17 protein-coding genes and 1 pseudogene are annotated in these 16,155 nt (G+C 55.6%); 14 read left to right on the top strand and 4 right to left on the bottom strand.

The annotated features are described in order from the left end of the window. Window positions 1-108: 108 nt before the first annotated feature. From ACOTX5_RS04695 to ACOTX5_RS04635, 13 genes and pseudogenes are all read left to right on the top strand, one after another. The gene (locus ACOTX5_RS04695; RefSeq protein ID WP_023314200.1) at window positions 109-507 is read left to right on the top strand and encodes a (R)-mandelonitrile lyase; all 399 of its coding nucleotides are present in this window, start codon (window positions 109-111) and stop codon (window positions 505-507) included. A 71-nt stretch (window positions 508-578) separates the two neighbouring features. Further along, the gene (locus tag ACOTX5_RS04690) at window positions 579-1,118 is read left to right on the top strand and encodes a shikimate kinase (protein WP_045911772.1); all 540 of its coding nucleotides are present in this window, start codon (window positions 579-581) and stop codon (window positions 1,116-1,118) included. A 109-nt stretch (window positions 1,119-1,227) separates the two neighbouring features. Further along, window positions 1,228-2,229, top strand: coding sequence for an LLM class flavin-dependent oxidoreductase (locus tag ACOTX5_RS04685; protein ID WP_045911771.1), 1,002 nt, complete (start codon window positions 1,228-1,230; stop codon window positions 2,227-2,229). Further along, window positions 2,226-3,347, top strand: a complete 1,122-nt coding sequence (locus ACOTX5_RS04680; RefSeq protein WP_017382285.1) for an amidohydrolase — start codon at window positions 2,226-2,228, stop codon at window positions 3,345-3,347. The genes ACOTX5_RS04685 and ACOTX5_RS04680 overlap by 4 nt, the downstream gene beginning before the upstream one ends. A gap of 16 nt (window positions 3,348-3,363) precedes the next feature. Next, window positions 3,364-5,627: pseudogene (locus ACOTX5_RS04675) on the top strand (NtaA/DmoA family FMN-dependent monooxygenase). A gap of 9 nt (window positions 5,628-5,636) precedes the next feature. Further along, entirely contained in the window at window positions 5,637-6,146 is a 510-nt protein-coding gene (locus ACOTX5_RS04670; RefSeq protein WP_003857004.1) for a GNAT family N-acetyltransferase, read from the top strand. A 9-nt stretch (window positions 6,147-6,155) separates the two neighbouring features. Then, window positions 6,156-7,082, top strand: a complete 927-nt coding sequence (locus tag ACOTX5_RS04665; RefSeq protein ID WP_045345125.1) for an amino acid ABC transporter permease — start codon at window positions 6,156-6,158, stop codon at window positions 7,080-7,082. Then, window positions 7,066-7,839 carry an amino acid ABC transporter ATP-binding protein gene (locus tag ACOTX5_RS04660; protein WP_045334928.1) on the top strand — a complete coding sequence of 258 codons (774 nt, stop codon included), beginning with the start codon at window positions 7,066-7,068 and terminating at the stop codon, window positions 7,837-7,839. The genes ACOTX5_RS04665 and ACOTX5_RS04660 overlap by 17 nt, the downstream gene beginning before the upstream one ends. Window positions 7,840-7,848: 9 nt before the next feature. Continuing rightward, entirely contained in the window at window positions 7,849-8,736 is an 888-nt protein-coding gene (locus ACOTX5_RS04655; RefSeq protein ID WP_045911768.1) for a transporter substrate-binding domain-containing protein, read from the top strand. Between the two features lie 41 nt (window positions 8,737-8,777). Beyond that, window positions 8,778-9,395 (top strand): glutathione S-transferase family protein, encoded by a 618-nt coding sequence (locus tag ACOTX5_RS04650; protein WP_006810732.1) that lies wholly within the window; start codon window positions 8,778-8,780, stop codon window positions 9,393-9,395. Between the two features lie 37 nt (window positions 9,396-9,432). Beyond that, window positions 9,433-9,663 carry a tautomerase PptA gene (pptA, locus tag ACOTX5_RS04645; RefSeq protein ID WP_003857012.1) on the top strand — a complete coding sequence of 77 codons (231 nt, stop codon included), beginning with the start codon at window positions 9,433-9,435 and terminating at the stop codon, window positions 9,661-9,663. 186 nt (window positions 9,664-9,849) lie between these two features. After that, on the top strand, window positions 9,850-10,851 hold the full coding sequence (locus ACOTX5_RS04640; protein ID WP_015570461.1) for a Kdo(2)-lipid IV(A) acyltransferase: 1,002 nt from the start codon (window positions 9,850-9,852) through the stop codon (window positions 10,849-10,851). A gap of 93 nt (window positions 10,852-10,944) precedes the next feature. Further along, window positions 10,945-11,592 (top strand): DNA-binding protein, encoded by a 648-nt coding sequence (locus ACOTX5_RS04635; RefSeq protein ID WP_045911767.1) that lies wholly within the window; start codon window positions 10,945-10,947, stop codon window positions 11,590-11,592. Here the strand turns inward: ACOTX5_RS04635 and ACOTX5_RS04630 are convergent. Beyond that, complete coding sequence (locus tag ACOTX5_RS04630) at window positions 11,585-11,884, bottom strand: ArsR/SmtB family transcription factor (RefSeq protein WP_000612740.1); 300 nt, start codon at window positions 11,882-11,884, stop codon at window positions 11,585-11,587. The two genes, ACOTX5_RS04635 and ACOTX5_RS04630, sit on opposite strands and share 8 nt — an antisense overlap. 161 nt (window positions 11,885-12,045) lie before the next feature. Between ACOTX5_RS04630 and fusA the strand changes: the two genes are divergently transcribed. After that, window positions 12,046-14,148 carry an elongation factor G gene (gene fusA / locus ACOTX5_RS04625; RefSeq protein WP_045911766.1) on the top strand — a complete coding sequence of 701 codons (2,103 nt, stop codon included), beginning with the start codon at window positions 12,046-12,048 and terminating at the stop codon, window positions 14,146-14,148. Between the two features lie 67 nt (window positions 14,149-14,215). Here fusA and ACOTX5_RS04620 read toward each other — a convergent pair whose 3' ends face one another. The 3 genes from ACOTX5_RS04620 to ACOTX5_RS04610 form a co-directional block, all read right to left on the bottom strand. Further along, complete coding sequence (locus ACOTX5_RS04620; RefSeq protein WP_045911765.1) at window positions 14,216-14,641, bottom strand: DUF3828 domain-containing protein; 426 nt, start codon at window positions 14,639-14,641, stop codon at window positions 14,216-14,218. Window positions 14,642-14,728: 87 nt separating this feature from the next. Continuing rightward, the gene (locus ACOTX5_RS04615) at window positions 14,729-15,208 is read right to left on the bottom strand and encodes an Hcp family type VI secretion system effector (RefSeq protein ID WP_047727065.1); all 480 of its coding nucleotides are present in this window, start codon (window positions 15,206-15,208) and stop codon (window positions 14,729-14,731) included. A 186-nt stretch (window positions 15,209-15,394) separates the two neighbouring features. Continuing rightward, window positions 15,395-16,108 (bottom strand): hypothetical protein, encoded by a 714-nt coding sequence (locus ACOTX5_RS04610; RefSeq protein WP_045911763.1) that lies wholly within the window; start codon window positions 16,106-16,108, stop codon window positions 15,395-15,397. Window positions 16,109-16,155: the final 47 nt, after the last annotated feature.

The raw sequence follows: 16,155 nt of genomic DNA, 5'->3' as shown, positions 1-16,155 counted from the left end.
GTTTACTCGATTTATGAATTGAATTCATGGTTCCTTTCTGATTAAGCACTCTAATGCTCCCCATGGCTTTACGCTACTGTTAACGCAACAGCAAACGAGGAGTTAATCATGAAAATTATCCGTAGCGGTTCGTTACCTTCCGTTCAGGGGCCAGAGGCCTGGTTTACCGGCAGCGTGCGCATTGACGCACCTTTCCAGGCGACTGAACCGGCAAAAGTCGGCGGCGCGACCGTCACCTTTGAACCCGGCGCACGTACCGCCTGGCATACGCATCCTCTTGGACAAACGCTGATCGTGACGCAGGGGCGCGGCTGGTTACAGGAGTGGGGGAAAGAGGCGGAACCGCTGAATCAGGGTGATATCGCCTGGATCCCACCCGGCGTGAAGCACTGGCACGGCGCAAGCGCGCAGACGGCCATGACCCATATAGCCATCGCAGAAGCCGTCGACGGGAGTCCGGTGGCATGGCTGGAGAAGGTCACCGACGAGCAGTATCCGAACGAGTAGTCTGGCGTTTCGTAAACAAATTATTAACGTTATGATTCGATCCGTTTTCTTCAGCATGTGCAGGCGGAACGGTGAAAATCAATATCATTGGCACCAGCGGAAGTGGGAAAAGCACGTTTGGCAGGCGAATCGCGGAGGCGCTGGCTATCCCTTACATTGAGATGGACAGGCTTTACTGGCGATCGAACTGGCAGGGAACACCGGATGATGAGTTTCTTGCAACCCTGGAAAAAGCGCTCGCCGCCTCGCCTGACTGGGTCCTGGACGGGAATTACAACCGCACACGCGACGTTAAGTGGCGCGACGTCGATCTGGTGGTGTGGATAGATCGTGGGTTTATCCGCACGCTCTGGCAGGCGGTGACGCGGGCCTCCAGACGCGCCTGGCACAAACAGGAGCTCTGGCCCGGCACGGGGAACCGCGAAAGCTTTCGTCGGTCGTTCCTTAGCAAGGACTCTATTATCATCTGGACGATCAAAACCTGGCGCAGCAACCGCAAACGATATGAGGCGGATATGCAAAACCCGCAGTACGCACACATTCGCTTTCTCCGCATTACCCGACGGCAGGATGCGGAAAGACTCATTACATCGCTCAAATCACGCCGATGACAGACTCTCTATTGCCGTTTTCCGGCAATCCAAATGTAAATTAATTGTTTCTCAGAGGTGAAATCCACCTTTAATAATGACGACATGTTAAGTCAAACGAGAACGCAACATGTCATGGCGAATCAGCATTCTGGATAAAAGCCCCGTCGCAGAACACGAAACAGCCGCCGATGCGCTGGCGCGAACCTTAGCACTGGCGCAGCAGGCAGAAACGCTGGGTTATCACCGCTTCTGGATTGCCGAACACCACAATACCCCGCAGCTTGCCAGCCCCTCGCCGGAGCTGCTGATTGCCTGGATCCTCGGGCAAACAAAGCGCATTCGCGTGGGCTCAGGCGGCGTCATGCTGCAACATTACAGCCCCTATAAAGTCGCCGAAAATTTTAACGTACTGGCCGCCATTGCGCCGGGCCGGGTTGATCTGGGCGTTGGCAAAGCGCCCGGCGGTCTGCCGCTCTCTACCCGCGCCTTGCAGCATGGCCTTAATCCGCAGGAAAAAGGCAGCTTTGCTGAACAACTGACGCAGCTCGATCGCTGGATCCGCCCTGAAAATCAGTCAGCGGAGGAGGACGTTCGCGCCACGCCGCTGCCGCCGGTGCCTGCCCGGGGGTTTCTGCTGGGCGCCAGCACAGAAAGCGCGCTGCTGGCGGCCTCCCTCGACTGGCATTTTGTCTTTGCCGCCCATCTGAACGGTGATCCTGAGCTGCTGCGCGAGGTCGTCACAGCCTGGCGTCAACACAGCGTCCGGGAGGTGATTGTGGCCGTGCAGGCCATTGTTGCCCCAACCCAGGCTGAGGCCGATGCGCTGGCGCAGAAGGTTGAAGTGTGGGGCGTGGAGCTGGCAAACGGACAGCGCGTCACCGTCGCCAGCGAAGAACAGGCCTACGCCTTTGCGCGGCAGGCAGGGAGTGAACCGGTGCGCATCGGGCGTCGGGCGCAGTCTCTGCTGGCCGGAACGGCGGCGTCGGTGCTTGAACAGCTCAACGCGCTGCATCAGCAGTGGGGGATTGACGAATTTATCATCGACACGCCGGTCGCTGATGGCGCAACGCGCGTACAGTCCCTGCGACTGCTGGCCGAGGCGCGTCTTAACAGGGAGATTACCGTATGAGCTTTAGCGAACAACTGATTGCCTGGCGCCGTGAGCTGCACCAGAACCCTGAACTCTCTGGTCAGGAGGTCGAAACAACGGCGCGCCTGCGCGAGTGGCTGACGGCAGCCGGGATTGCCCCGCTGCCTTACGATCTCCAGACCGGGCTGGTTGCGGAGATCGGCACGGGCAACGCACTGGTTGCGCTGCGCGCCGATATCGACGCGTTACCCATCGACGAGCGCAGCGGGGTGCCGTTTAGCTCCCGGCGCGCCGGGGTGATGCATGCCTGCGGACACGACATTCACACCAGCGTGATCCTCGGCGCCGCGCTAAAGCTGAAAGAGCGGGAAGCCTCGCTCAACGGTCGCGTGCGGATCCTGTTCCAGCCAGCGGAAGAGAATTTCGGCGGAGCAAAAAGCATGGTGCGGGCCGGGGCGTTACGCGACGTACGCGCGATTTTTGGGATGCATAACGAGCCGTCACTGCCGGTCGGCGAGTTTGCCACGCGCGGCGGCCCGTTCTATGCCAACGTTGATCGCTTCGTTATTCACGTGACCGGCAAAGGCGCGCATGCCGCACGTCCTCATGAAGGCAACGACGCCATCGTGCTGGCAAGCCAGCTGGTAACCGCGCTGCAAAGCGTAGCCAGCCGTAACGTCAACACGCTGGATTCGGTTGTTCTGAGCGTGACGCGCATCGCCGGGGGGAATACCTGGAACGTGCTGCCGGAAAGCGTTGAGCTGGAGGGCACGCTGCGCACGCACCGCACGGAAGTGCAGCAGAACGTGAAAGCGCGCGTCGGTGAAATCGCCGCTGGATTTGCCAGCGCCTTTAGCGCGCAAATCAACATCACCTGGTACGCCGGGCCCACCGCGCTGGTGAACGATGAGCACTGGGCCGGGTTTGCCACCTCGGTCGCGCGCGAAGCGGGATATGAAACCCGGCATGCGGAACTGCACATGGGCGGGGAGGATTTCGCGGTTTATCTGCAAAACATACCCGGCGCGTTTGTCAGCATTGGCAGCAACAGTCCGTTTGGGTTACATCACCCGGCATTTAACCCGGACGAAGCATTAATCGAACCCGCTGCCCGCTATTTTGCTCAGCTCGCGGAAAAAGCCCTGCAACACGTTTAATTAATTTGAGGTGAATATGTCTGCACATCGTCAATTGCGGCTGGGGACCATTTTGCATGGTGCATCCGGAAATATGTCTGCCTGGCGCCATCCGGCGGCGGTCGCGGATGCCAGCATTAATTTTGATTTCGTTAAAGAAACGGCTTTAAAAGCAGAAGAGGGCAAGCTCGACTTTATATTTGTGGCCGACGGCCTTTATATTAACGAGAAATCCATTCCGCATTTTTTAAACCGCTTTGAGCCGCTGACGGTGTTGTCCGCGCTGGCGAGTATCACCTCGCGCCTGGGGCTGGTCGGCACGTTATCCACCTCGTACAGCGAGCCTTTCACCGTTGCACGCCAGTTCGCCAGCCTCGATCACCTGAGCAACGGACGCGCGGGCTGGAACGTGGTGACGTCACCGCTGGAAGGGTCAGCCAGGAACTTCTCCCGCGAAAAACACCCGGAGCATGCGCTGCGCTACCGCATTGCCGATGAGTATCTCGACGTGGTGAAGGGGCTGTGGGATTCCTGGGAAGGGGATGCCTTTATCCGCAATAAAGAGAGCGGACAGTTCTTTGATGCGTCGAAACTGCATACTCTTGATCACCACGGTGATTTCTTCCAGGTTTCCGGCCCGCTGAATATTGGCCGCACGCCGCAGGGACGTCCGATTGTCTTTCAGGCTGGCGCGTCCGACGACGGTAAAAAGCTGGCGACAAAACACGCTGACGCCATCTTTACCCACCATGACACGCGGGAAGAAGCCCAGGCTTTTTACCGCGATGTTAAACAGCAGTTGGAAAGTCACGGCCGCCGCGCAGAGGATTTACATATATTCCAGGGCGTCAGCGTGATTGTTGGAAACGACGCCGATGACGTAGAAAACCAGTATCAAACTACGGCGGCACTGGTCTCCATTAATGATGCGCTGAATTACCTCGGACGTTATTTCGAGCATCACGACTTCAGCCAGTATCCCCTCGACGCGCCGTTCCCGGATATTGGCGACTTGGGCAAAAACAGCTTCCGCAGCACCACCGATGAAATCAAGCGTAACGCCCGTGAGCGCAACTTAACTTTGCGTCAGGTCGCGCTGGAAGCCGCATCACCGCGCCCGCGTTTTTCCGGCACACCGGAGCAGGTGGCCGATGGTTTACAGGCCTGGTTCGAAGAGAAGGCGGCGGATGGCTTCATCATTCAGGGCGGCACGCCGGACACTTTCCCGCGCTTTGTCGACCAGGTGGTGCCTGTTTTACAGGCGCGCGGCCTGTTCCGCACCGACTATCCCGGCACCACGCTGCGCGAAAGTCTGGGCTTAGACGAGCCCAAAAATCAGTTCACACAACAATAAAAGAGAAAAACGCTATGCAGAAATCATCGCTTATTCTGGCGCTTGCGCTGGCCTTTACCCCTGCCGTCTGGGCAGAGAACGTCAATATTAACGGCACCGGCGTGAGCATTGAGGCCAATAAAACGCCGATCAATACCGCCAAAAACAGCGATGCGATCGCGCAACTGCCGAAAGACTATCGTTTTGCCGTGCCGGGGAAATTTACCGTGGCGGTGGCGGGACTGAATCAACCGCCACTGACGGTCTTTTACGACGACAACAAAACTCTGCTGGGAAGTGAGGTCGACATCGCGCGTCTGGTAGCGGACAGCCTCGGACTGGAGCTGAACGTGGTGCCCACCTCCTGGGAGGATTGGCCGCTGGGGGTTGCCTCCGGGAAATACGACGCGGCTATCAGCAACATCACCGTCACTAAAGCGCGCAAAGAGAAGTTCGACTTCGCCACCTACCGCAAGGATTCACTTGGCTTCTACGTGAAATCCACCAGTCCGATCAACTCGCTTGTGAAGGCAGAGGATATCGCCGGGCTGCGCATCATCGTGGGTTCCGGCACCAACCAGGAGGCCATCCTGCTGGCATGGAACGAAGAGAACCTCAAAAAAGGGCTTAAACCCTTTACGCCGATCTACACCAAAGACGACGCGGCCCAAACGCTGGCGCTTCAGTCCGGACGCGCGGACGCCTACTTTGGCCCGAACGTGATCGGTGCCTGGAAAGCGGCGCTTAACGGTAAAACCAAACTGGTCGGCAGCGTCGACGGCGGCTGGCCGAAGGCGGCGCATATCGCGGTGACGCTGAAAAAAGGCAGCGGCCTGGTCGAACCGGTTCAAACCGCGCTGAACGGCGCGATCAAGAACGGAGATTACGACAAAGTGCTGAACCGCTGGGGGGAAGGCGTGGAGCGTATCCCCAATTCCGAAGTTAACCCGGCGGGTCTGGGCGATTAAGGAGGCGCTATGCGCGAACAATTTCGTGACGTTTCACCGGAAGATGCCGATCTTCAGCCCATTATCGAGGGGCTTTTCGGTGAGTACGCCGCTCGTTACGGCGACTACTTTTCAAAGGATGCGGAAGTCGAGCTGACAGAGTGGTACCTGGCGCCGCAGGGGCTGTTTATCGTCCTGGAGCGCGATGGCGAGATCATCGCCACCGGTGCGTACAAGCCCTTCGACGAACATACCGCAGAGATCAAACGCATCTGGACGAATAAAACGCTGCGCCAGCAGGGGCTGGCCGCGCGCGTGGTACAGGAGCTGGAGCGCCGGGCGGTGCTGGCGGGCTACAGCCACATCTACCTGACCACGGGGTTTCGTCAGCCGGAGGCGGTGCGGCTCTATCTCAGTCAGGGGTATCAGCCGCAGTTCGATCTTAACCGTGACCCGGAAGAGTATAGCCAGCCGCCGTTCGACGGTCGGCTGCGTTTCACCAAGACGCTGATCCGCGAAGCGCTCAGCAAAACCGCATAAGGAGCGACGATGAGCAACGTTGAAACCATAAAAGTGGTCCCGGCACGTTATCCGCTGCGCGCTGCTGGCGCCGTGGTGGCGCTGTTTGTACTGGCGGTCGTGATCCAGTCCGTGGCCTTTAATCCGCGCTGGGAATGGGCGGTATTTGCCCGCTGGTTCTTCGACCCGGTGATCCTCGAAGGCGTCGGCCAGACGCTGCTGCTGACGTTGTTAAGCACCGTACTGAGCGTGGTGATTGGCGGCATGCTGGCGCTGGCGAGGCTCTCGTCATCATGGCTGTTGAGCAGCCTGGCGTGGGGGTACATCTGGCTGTTCCGTTCCCTGCCGCTGATCGTGGTGCTGATTATCCTCTATAACTTCTCCTATCTCTACGACACGCTCTCTCTCGGCGTGCCTTTTACCGGCATTACCTGGGGCAGCTTTGAAACCATCAATGTTCTCGGGCAGTTTTCTACCGCCATCGTGGGGCTGACGCTGGTGCAGAGCGCCTATACTGCGGAGATCATTCGCGGGGGGTTCCTTGGGGTCGACCACGGTCAGTATGAGGCGGCCGCTGCGCTAGGTCTGCCGGCATGGCGTCGCACGGTGCGCATAATTCTCCCGCAGGCGCTGCGCACCATCCTGCCGTCCGGGTTTAACGAAATCATCAGCCTCGCCAAAGGGACGGCGATGGTTTACGTGCTGGCGATGCCGGAACTGTTCTACACGATCCAGATGATCTACAACCGCACCCAGGAGGTGATCCCGCTGTTGATGGTGGGGGCTGTCTGGTATCTGGTGATCACCACCGTACTGTCTGCCATCCAGCATGTTATTGAGCGTGGACTCGCCCGCAGCGAACGCCGCTCCGCCGTAAACCAGAACCGGGCGGCCAGTCGCGCGCGCTCCGTCACCACTTCGCCAGCACAGGAGCCCGTTCATGCAAGCCTCTCCTGAAGGACACATTTCCATTACCGGCGTCAGTAAGTTTTTTGGCCGACATAAAGCGCTCGATAACGTCACGCTTGAGATCCCGCCGGGCTCCGTGACGGTGATCCTCGGCCCCTCAGGATCGGGAAAATCGACGCTGTTGCGCACCATTAACCATCTGGAGCGCGTAGACGAAGGCTTTATTCAGATTGACGGGGATTACATCGGCTATCGCCGTCAGGGTGACAAACTCTACGAGCTCAAAGAGAAAGAGATCCTCAAACAGCGCGTCAACGTTGGGTACGTGTTTCAGAACTTCAATCTTTTTCCGCATCTCACGGTGCTGGAAAACCTGATTGAAGCACCCATCGCGCATAAAAAGTTCACTAAAAAAGAGGCTGTTGAAAACGCCTACAGCCTTCTGGATGTGGTAGGACTGCGCGATAAAGCCGATGCCTGGTCGCGTCACCTCTCCGGCGGCCAGCAGCAGCGTATCGCCATTGCCCGCGCGCTGGCGCTGCGCCCGCGCGTGATGCTGTTTGATGAACCCACCTCGGCGCTGGATCCAGAACTGGTTGGCGAAGTGCTGGACGTGATTAAAAAGCTCGCCCGTTCCGGCACTACGCTGGTGGTGGTTACCCATGAGATCGGCTTTGCCCGGGAAGTGGCGGACCAGGTGGTATTTATGGTCGACGGTAAAATTGTGGAGCAGGGCAGCAGCGACGACGTGTTAAACCGACCGTCGCATCCGCGAACGCGCCAGTTCCTCTCAAAAGTGCTGTAAGGAGCGCAGATGAAATATGGACTCCTGGCGGGGCTGGTCTTCACGACGGCGAGCTACGCCAGCATTGATTTAAAGGCCAACGAACAGCCGCTGCCGGTGACGGTTGATCAACAGGCAGTGGCGAAAATCCCGGCGAACTATAAATTTGTTGAGCCGGGTACCCTCACGGTGGCGATTTCAGCCCTGAATTCTCCGCCGCTGGCGCTGCTGGCCAGTGATAACCGCACCCGTATTGGCAGCGACCCGGATATCGCCCGGTTGCTGGCGGGCAGTCTCGGGCTGAAGCTGAAGCTGGTGCCAACGGCGTGGGAAGACTGGCCGCTGGGGATCACTTCCGGGCGTTATGACGTGGCGATGGTGAATATCGCCGTCACCGAGCAACGTAAGGCGAAGTTCGATTTTGCGACCTATCGCGTCGATTCCCTCGCCTTCTCGGTGAAATCCACCAGCAACGTACAGTCGATCACCCGTGCGAAAGATCTGGCCGGTAAAAAGGTGATTGTCGGGTCAGGCACCAATCAGGAACGTATTCTGCTGGGCTGGAACGAAGAGAATAAAAAGGCCGGGCGCGAGCCTGCGTTGCCGGTTTATCTGACCGACGACGCCTCAGGCAATCTTTATATTCAGTCCGGCAGGGCGGATGTTTTCTTTGGACCGCAGTCCGTTTCGGCCTACAAAGCCGCCTTAACCGGCAAAACCCGCGTCGTGGGATTAGGGCCGAAGAAAGCCTATGTCGCCACCACAACCAAAAAAGGTAATGGGCTGGTGTATGCGTTGCAGGCTGCGCTGGACGGTGCGATTAAGCGCGGGGAGTATCAAAAGGTGCTGGCGCGCTGGGGGGAGGCGGGCGAAGCGGTGACGTCTTCTGACGTTAACCCGCCCGGGATAACCTACTAATGGTGCTCTACACTTAGGGTTTTCATCCCTGATGGGGCAACATGATCAAACTCTATGGCGTACCCGGCTGGGGATCGGCAATCAGTGAAGTGATGCTGACTCTGGCAGACATCCCGTATCAGTTCGTCAACGTGGACGGGTTTGACCAGCCCGGCCCGCAGCGCGAATTGCTGTTAAAACTGAACCCGCTGTGCCAGGTGCCGACGCTGGAGCTGGAAAATGGGGCGATCGTGACGGAAACCGCAGCGATCGCCCTGATGGTGCTCGACAGACGTCCCGACCTCGCGCCGCCCGTAGGGCAGGCCGAGCGCCAGCAGTTTCAGCGCCTGCTCATCTGGTTTGTGGCGAACGTCTATCCCACCTTTACGTATGCAGATTACCCGGAACGCTGGGTGCCTGATGCCCCGGAACAGCTGAAGAAAAATTGCATTGAGTACCGAAAATCGCTCTATCTGTGGTTCGACAGCCAGCTCAGCGCCTCGCCGTTTGCGTTTGGCAAACAGCTGACGCTGCTTGACGTCTATATTGCCGTTGCGCGTACCTGGGGGCCACGTCATGAGTGGTTTGCCACTAACACGCCTAATATTACCGCCGTCGCGGATGCCGTCTGCGCGCTGCCGGAACTGCACAAGGTGCTAAAAGCTAACGATATAATCTGATAACGTGGAACGCTCACCTATAAAAGGAGCCCTGCCCATGCCACACGTTGATATCAAATGTTTTCCACGCGATCTGACTGACGAACAAAAAACGGCCCTGGCGGCGGATATCGCCGAAGCGATCGCCCGTCATCTGAACAGCAAAGATCGCTCAATCTCCGTGGCGCTTCAGGAGGTTCAGGAAGCTGACTGGAAGGCGCAGGTCTGGGATACCGAGATCGGCCCGAAACTGGATGAACTGATTAAGAAGCCCGGTTATTCGATGTAACTTGCCTGCCGGGTGGTGCAATATCACCCGGCGCTCCTCGCTTTTATTCCCTTTCGCAAAAATCGATAATAAAAACCATAACGATTCCGCTACAATTCATCCTTCCGAACAATATTCGTTAAATCAGCAGGTAAGCACTGCAACTGCACCAGATTAAGTACAAATTAGTAAAAGGATAATTTTTCCATGACAAAATTACCTCAGTTTTCACTCGCCTTTATTCATCCTCGTTACTGGCTCAGCTGGGCAGGCATTGCCGCACTCTGGTGCACGGTTCAGCTTCCGTATCCGCTGCTGTTAAAAACAGGTCACGGGCTTGGGCGTCTGGCCATGCGCCTGCTTCCACGCCGCGTGGAGATCGCCAGACGAAATCTTGAGCTTTGTTTTCCTGATATGAAAGAGGACGAGCGCGAGCGTTTACTTGAGCGTAATTTTGAATCGGTTGGAATGGGCGTCATCGAAACGGGGATAGCGTGGTTCTGGCCAGACTGGCGCGTACGGAAACACTTCAGCGTAACCGGCTATGAACATATGGAACAGGCGCGGGCGCAAGGAAGGGGCGTGGTGCTCATTGGCATGCATTTTCTCACGCTGGAATTAGGCGCACGCATCTTTGGCATGCTTAACGCGGGTATTGGTGTGTATCGTCCCAACAATAATGCGTTGCTCGACTGGCTGCAAACGCGCGGTCGTCTGCGTTCCAATAAAACCATGCTTGACCGCTATGACCTGAAGGGCATGATCCGCGCGCTGAAGCAAAACGAGATCCTGTGGTATGCCCCGGACCACGATTATGGCAAAACGAATAGCGTGTTTGTGCCGTTTTTTGCCGTCCCGGACGCCGCGACAACTGCCGGGAGCTACATGCTGGTGAAAAGTGCCAGACCGGCCGTGATCCCGTTTGTACCGCGCAGAAAAGCAGACGGCACAGGGTATGAGCTGATTATTCTGGAAGATATTAGCGATACCTTGCAGGGAGGCGACAAAGCGTCGGTGGCCACGCAAATGAACAGAGCGATTGAGCGCGCCGTGATGATGGCGCCTGAGCAATATATGTGGCTGCATCGCCGGTTCAAAACCCGCCCTGAAGGCCAGCCGGACCGGTATAAACGCAAAAAACAGATCCCATCTTCTGCAAGAACCTTATCTGCCAGCGATATTTCGGACCGGTCGAGTATCCAGCAGTAGCCCGGCAGGGCGGATGTGCCGGTGCGCTCCGCCCTTTATAAATCCTGCCGCGCTGGATAGAATTACCGCATCCACATTGACGGGATGCCCCCCATGACCGGAAGAGTCGATTATCATCTGGAAAAATACCTCCTCACCGAAGCCGGCGAGCCGGAACATCTGACGCGCCAGTGGGCGGAGGTGATGCGCGAGTGTCATGACCAGAAATCCGGGGCAGAAGAGCGGCTGCGTCTCGCGCTGCTGAACGTGGATTATGTGACCAGCTTTGAGCTTCCCTTCCGGTTACTTCTTACCCGCGCACCGCAGCTGATTGATGGCATCAGAAATGAGTTTCAGCTCAGTCAAAAAAATGTCCTGTTCAACGGGAAGCGGTTTGGCTGCGTCTACAGCCTTAAACAGGATTTGAACGGCATTCCCGATGAATTTACCTACCACCTGAAGACCCGTATTCAGCGGATCGATGCGTCCGGCGGTTCGGAAGTGCCTTACCGGCAAATCGCTCAGCAGGTGAAAGCCCCCCGCGAGCGCCTCCAGCTGGCGCTGGAACAGGGGCTTGCGGTCACCGCGCTTGACGGGCTTTTCTGGTTTGGCCTCCAGCGCATAGCCGCCGACGTGCAGCGGTTAAGGAAGACCGGGATGAGAATAGTGACGTCCGATACGGAGGTGTTCGACACCCTTACCGGAACAACACGGCGCATTCCGGTTTATCGTCTTGAGGACGAGGACGCTGCCGCTACTTAGCCTGGAGCAGGATCGCCAGTAGCCCAGGAAAGCGGGCGTCCAGATCTTCTCTTCTCAGTGAGATCATATTCTCGCGCCCCTGCGGGCGCTGCCAGATCACGCCGCTGTCGCGCAGCACGCGCCAGTGGTGAGTCATAGTAGATTTCACCACCTCTTCCGGGCGCAGCGCGTTACAGCTCAGTTCGCTGCCGTCGGCCAGCCTGCGAATAATCGCTAATCGCAGCGGGTTGCCGAGGGCGAACAGCACATTTTCCAACACTATTTGTTCAGGTTCCGGGTGGTTTGGGATCATCGTTTTCCTGCGTCTCGCGTGAGATTGAGCTATATCAACAATAGGTCAACCGTTAAAAAATAGTTCGATAATACTCGTACAATAGGACTATTATAACAACCGAACGAACTCGCGACCATCCCGGTCGTCACAAACCAGTCATGAAGACTTAAGGAAATATCATGCCCCGACCCATTCCACTCGAACGTTATCGCAACATCGGTATCTCCGCGCATATCGATGCGGGCAAAACAACCACCACTGAGCGCATCCTGTTTTACACCGGGATGAGCCACAAGCTGGGTGAAGTACACGATGGCGCGGCAACCACCGACTGGATGGCGCAGGAGCAGGAGCGCGGGATCACCATTACGTCGGCGGCGGTAAGCTGTTTCTGGCCCGGTATGGACAGAGGCTTTGAACCGCACCGCATCAATATTATCGACACCCCCGGGCACGTGGATTTCACCATTGAGGTGGAACGTTCCATGCGTGTGCTCGACGGCGCGGTGATGGTCTATGACTCCGTCGGCGGCGTGCAGCCGCAGTCGGAGACCGTCTGGCGTCAGGCGAATAAATATCACGTCCCGCGCCTGGCATTCGTCAACAAAATGGACCGCCCGGGTGCGGATTTCTTCCGCGTGGTGCGGATGATGCAGGAGCGGCTGAAAGCCAACCCGGTCCCGATTGTGATCCCCGTGGGGGCAGAAGAACACTTCACCGGCGTGGTGGATCTCATCAGGATGCGCACTATTCTTTGGGATGATGCGACGCAGGGCATGGCGTTTAGCTACGCGCCAGTGCCTGACGATCTGCTGAGCACCGCCCAGGCGTGGCGAGAAAAAATGGTTTCGGCTGCGGCAGAAGCCAGCGATGAGCTTATGGATAAGTACCTTGAGACGGGCGAACTTGATGAAGCGGAAATCATCAAAGGGCTGCGGATCCGGACTATCTCCGGCGAAATACAGCCCATGCTGTGCGGCAGCGCCTTCAAGAACAAGGGCGTGCAGCGCATGCTCGACGCGGTGATTGAATTGATGCCTTCTCCACTGGACGTGCCCGCTATTGATGGGGTTGATGAAGACGGACAGCACGCCGAGCGCCACCCAAGCGATGATGAACCGTTCTCGGCGCTGGCCTTCAAGCTGATGAGCGATCCGTACGTCGGCCAGCTGACCTTTATCCGCGTCTATTCCGGCATACTGCGTAAAGGCGACGCGGTGTACAACCCGGTGAAGGGTAAGAAAGAACGTATCGGGCGCATCGTGCTGATGCATGCCAACGATCGCCATGAGGTGGACGAGCTGCGCGCAGGGGATATCGCAGCCTGTGTCGGGCTGAAAGACGTCACCACCGGTGACACGCTGACCGACCCGAATGCGGTGATCACCCTTGAACGGATGGAGTTCCCGGACCCGGTTATTTCGCTGGCGATTGAGCCGAAAACCAAGGCCGATCAGGAGAAAATGGGGATCGCCCTACAGCGCCTGGCGGCGGAGGATCCGTCGTTTCGCCTGCACACGGACGAAGAGTCCGGACAGACCATTATCTCCGGGATGGGCGAGTTGCATCTGGAGATCATCGTTGACCGCATGAAGCGCGAGTTTGGCGTTGAGGCGAACATTGGTCGTCCGCAGGTCACCTACCGTGAAACCCTGCGTAAAGCGGTGAAGGATATTGAAGGTAAATTTGTCCGACAGTCCGGCGGGAAAGGGCAGTACGGTCATGTGGTCCTGAGCCTTGAGCCGTTAGCCGCCGGGAGTGGTTTTGTGTTTGAAGATGCCACCAAAGGCGGGGTGGTGCCGCGGGAGTACATCCCGTCGGTGGAAAAAGGCTTGCGAGAAGCCATGAATACGGGAGTGCTGGCGGGCTATCCGGTGGTGGATGTGAAAGCGACCCTGACGTTTGGTTCCTACCATGACGTTGACTCCTCGGAAATGGCCTTCCGCATGGCGGCGATCCTCGGCTTCAAAGAGGGCGCACGGCGGGCGGATCCGGTTATTCTTGAGCCGGTGATGCACGTTGAGGTGGAAACGCCGGAAGAGTACGCCGGGAACATTATGGGCGATCTCTCCTCCCGTCGCGGCCTGGTGCAGGGGATGGCAGAGCAGTACGGCAGCCAGATTATTCGCGCTGACGTCCCGCTGGCTGAGATGTTTGGCTACGCCACCACGCTGCGCTCGATGTCCCAGGGGCGCGCGACGTATACGATGGAATTCCATCATTTTGCGGAAGCTCCGCGGAATGTGGCGGATGAGATTATTGCGAAGCGTGTGAAGAGTTAATTAATTGCACATGGTAGTCATTTGGCTACCATGTGCCTTTATTATTACGACAGGGAGTTTATGCCTGTTACTTAATTAGCGTCGCCGATCGCACTTTCCATTTTCCTTGCTCTTCAACGAGACAATCTGCAATCACATGATCTTGCTTCTTACCAAATGCGACATAGACGTTTGTGCAAACGGCGTCAAAATCAGAATGTAAGACGGTTATCTGATTCCAGTCATCATCCCAGTCCTGCGCTTTGATAAACATATCCGCATCGGGCATATCTTTGTCGTTACTGTCGCCAGAGTACATTTCTTTAATTGCTGCAATGGTCCCTGAGGCTACGTACTCGTTCATAATGTCTGGATTGAGTACGGGTGGTTTGTTCTGATCTAACTGCGCTATATACCATTGATTGAATTTAAGCGCCGCCTGACCCGGTGCATAAATGTTTTCTGCGGCCGCGAGCGGAGACAGGGCGAAAAGTAAAAAACAGAGTGGTTTCATTAATCATGCCTTTGTTATATGCAATGAGGTTGATGATATACCAGGCGGATGAAATATGGCACTGTCGACTTAGACAGTGCCAAACGTTTATGCTGTGACTCTGTGGTTCCAGCTATCTTTGTAAACGATATTACCTTCACAGTGCTTCCAGGTAATACTTTCATAACGTAGAAGGATTGTTTCCAGGTGAGTGCCAGAACCTGCGTCAGGATATAAATCAGATGTTATGGATGTGATTTTAACATTCTCCAGGAATATGTTAAAGTATTCACTTTCAATTCCAGCTTCGTTAATTATGTACATTTTTATCATTGCTGATTTGAGTGTGGCTCCAGTAGTTAAAGCCTTGTATAAAAGGGGGGTAACCCGATCGAATTCTTTCTGAAACATAATCGGTGCGTGAATACGTGTGCCCGTTAGGCGACCTGTATTGCTATCGGCTGGGATATTGACATTATGAGTCAGTGATTTTAGCTCAATGGCACCGATACGCCCGGAGACCAAAGATGAGCCAATCATCGGTGAACCATTTTCATCCGTTAACCACATATAAGCTGGATTGGACATAGTAAACCCTTTTATTTCAGTTTTGTTATGCGTGAGGTGAGACGAGGAAGCAACCAAATCAGAATAATGATTGTGAACAATGTTAATGACAAACAGTACTCAGGGAATAGGTGAAGCCATAACAAACCAAAACCTATGACGAGTACAGGAAAGGCTACGCTTTCTAAAAAAAGTCTGATTAGGTTTTTAAACATTTAAATCCCTTTGTAGAAAATCGGCTAAATCATCCAGGTTTGAAAAAGCATTTGATTTCATTTTTTTAAATAACTTTGAGAGGATTGGCTCACAAAAGTAATAGAGCATCTCCAGTTTTGCCTGGTACAGAATCCAGTAATAATCGGGGTTAATAGCTTTCAAATGGCGGGCAGCGAGAGCACATTTCTGTTGAATGCCATAGAACTGGAGAGCGAATACCCCTTGTGGTAATTTTGCCGACAGACGTTCAACAACAATTTCCGAAATAAGGCTGGAATGAGAAAGCGCGACTGAGGCCGCAGTAGCAAACGCATAGCGTGTTGCTCCCGCTACGTTCATGTGAGAGCTGAATTCTGCAATTCTTTTTATAAGTTTACGGGCTGAACCTTCTGCATTACCATCCTCTATGTCATCACATATCGTTTTCAGATACAGATAAAATATGTGTGCAATGACGTCGGCGTGTTTGAAAATCGACTCTATTGAGTAGAGTGTTCTGATTTCTTCAGCTTTTAACTCCTGACAGACATCATTATACTGGGGAATGAAACAGGATGAATACCAACTCACTCGCTCAATGCCAGAATATATATCGGATGCAACCCCTTTTGCCGATCGTAAAATACCACCTATTGCGTTCTGCATAGTGAGAGCCAAATGGCGGTCACTCTGAAATTTTATCCTTAAATAATCAGAAGCCTTCATGACGTGACATCCTTAATGCGTTTTATAATTCACCTTATTATTGCTAC

The sequence above is a fragment of the Enterobacter cloacae complex sp. IR5441 genome (genome assembly GCF_049238215.1).
GTDB lineage: Bacteria > Pseudomonadota > Gammaproteobacteria > Enterobacterales > Enterobacteriaceae > Enterobacter > Enterobacter hormaechei_C.
This window is presented reverse-complemented; position numbering and strand designations above follow the sequence as displayed.

What these genes read in the sequence shown, in the direction of transcription:
- ACOTX5_RS04695 (WP_023314200.1), top strand. Translation starts at nt 109, where the DNA reads ATGAAAATTATCCGTAGCGGTTCGTTACCTTCCGTTCAGGGGCCAGAG.
- ACOTX5_RS04685 (WP_045911771.1), top strand. Translation starts at nt 1,228, where the DNA reads ATGTCATGGCGAATCAGCATTCTGGATAAAAGCCCCGTCGCAGAACAC.
- ACOTX5_RS04680 (WP_017382285.1), top strand. Translation starts at nt 2,226, where the DNA reads ATGAGCTTTAGCGAACAACTGATTGCCTGGCGCCGTGAGCTGCACCAG.
- ACOTX5_RS04670 (WP_003857004.1), top strand. Translation starts at nt 5,637, where the DNA reads ATGCGCGAACAATTTCGTGACGTTTCACCGGAAGATGCCGATCTTCAG.
- ACOTX5_RS04665 (WP_045345125.1), top strand. Translation starts at nt 6,156, where the DNA reads ATGAGCAACGTTGAAACCATAAAAGTGGTCCCGGCACGTTATCCGCTG.
- ACOTX5_RS04660 (WP_045334928.1), top strand. Translation starts at nt 7,066, where the DNA reads ATGCAAGCCTCTCCTGAAGGACACATTTCCATTACCGGCGTCAGTAAG.
- ACOTX5_RS04655 (WP_045911768.1), top strand. Translation starts at nt 7,849, where the DNA reads ATGAAATATGGACTCCTGGCGGGGCTGGTCTTCACGACGGCGAGCTAC.
- ACOTX5_RS04650 (WP_006810732.1), top strand. Translation starts at nt 8,778, where the DNA reads ATGATCAAACTCTATGGCGTACCCGGCTGGGGATCGGCAATCAGTGAA.
- pptA (WP_003857012.1), top strand. Translation starts at nt 9,433, where the DNA reads ATGCCACACGTTGATATCAAATGTTTTCCACGCGATCTGACTGACGAA.
- ACOTX5_RS04640 (WP_015570461.1), top strand. Translation starts at nt 9,850, where the DNA reads ATGACAAAATTACCTCAGTTTTCACTCGCCTTTATTCATCCTCGTTAC.
- ACOTX5_RS04635 (WP_045911767.1), top strand. Translation starts at nt 10,945, where the DNA reads ATGACCGGAAGAGTCGATTATCATCTGGAAAAATACCTCCTCACCGAA.
- ACOTX5_RS04630 (WP_000612740.1), bottom strand. Translation starts at nt 11,884, where the DNA reads ATGATCCCAAACCACCCGGAACCTGAACAAATAGTGTTGGAAAATGTG.
- fusA (WP_045911766.1), top strand. Translation starts at nt 12,046, where the DNA reads ATGCCCCGACCCATTCCACTCGAACGTTATCGCAACATCGGTATCTCC.
- ACOTX5_RS04620 (WP_045911765.1), bottom strand. Translation starts at nt 14,641, where the DNA reads ATGAAACCACTCTGTTTTTTACTTTTCGCCCTGTCTCCGCTCGCGGCC.
- ACOTX5_RS04615 (WP_047727065.1), bottom strand. Translation starts at nt 15,208, where the DNA reads ATGTCCAATCCAGCTTATATGTGGTTAACGGATGAAAATGGTTCACCG.
- ACOTX5_RS04610 (WP_045911763.1), bottom strand. Translation starts at nt 16,108, where the DNA reads ATGAAGGCTTCTGATTATTTAAGGATAAAATTTCAGAGTGACCGCCAT.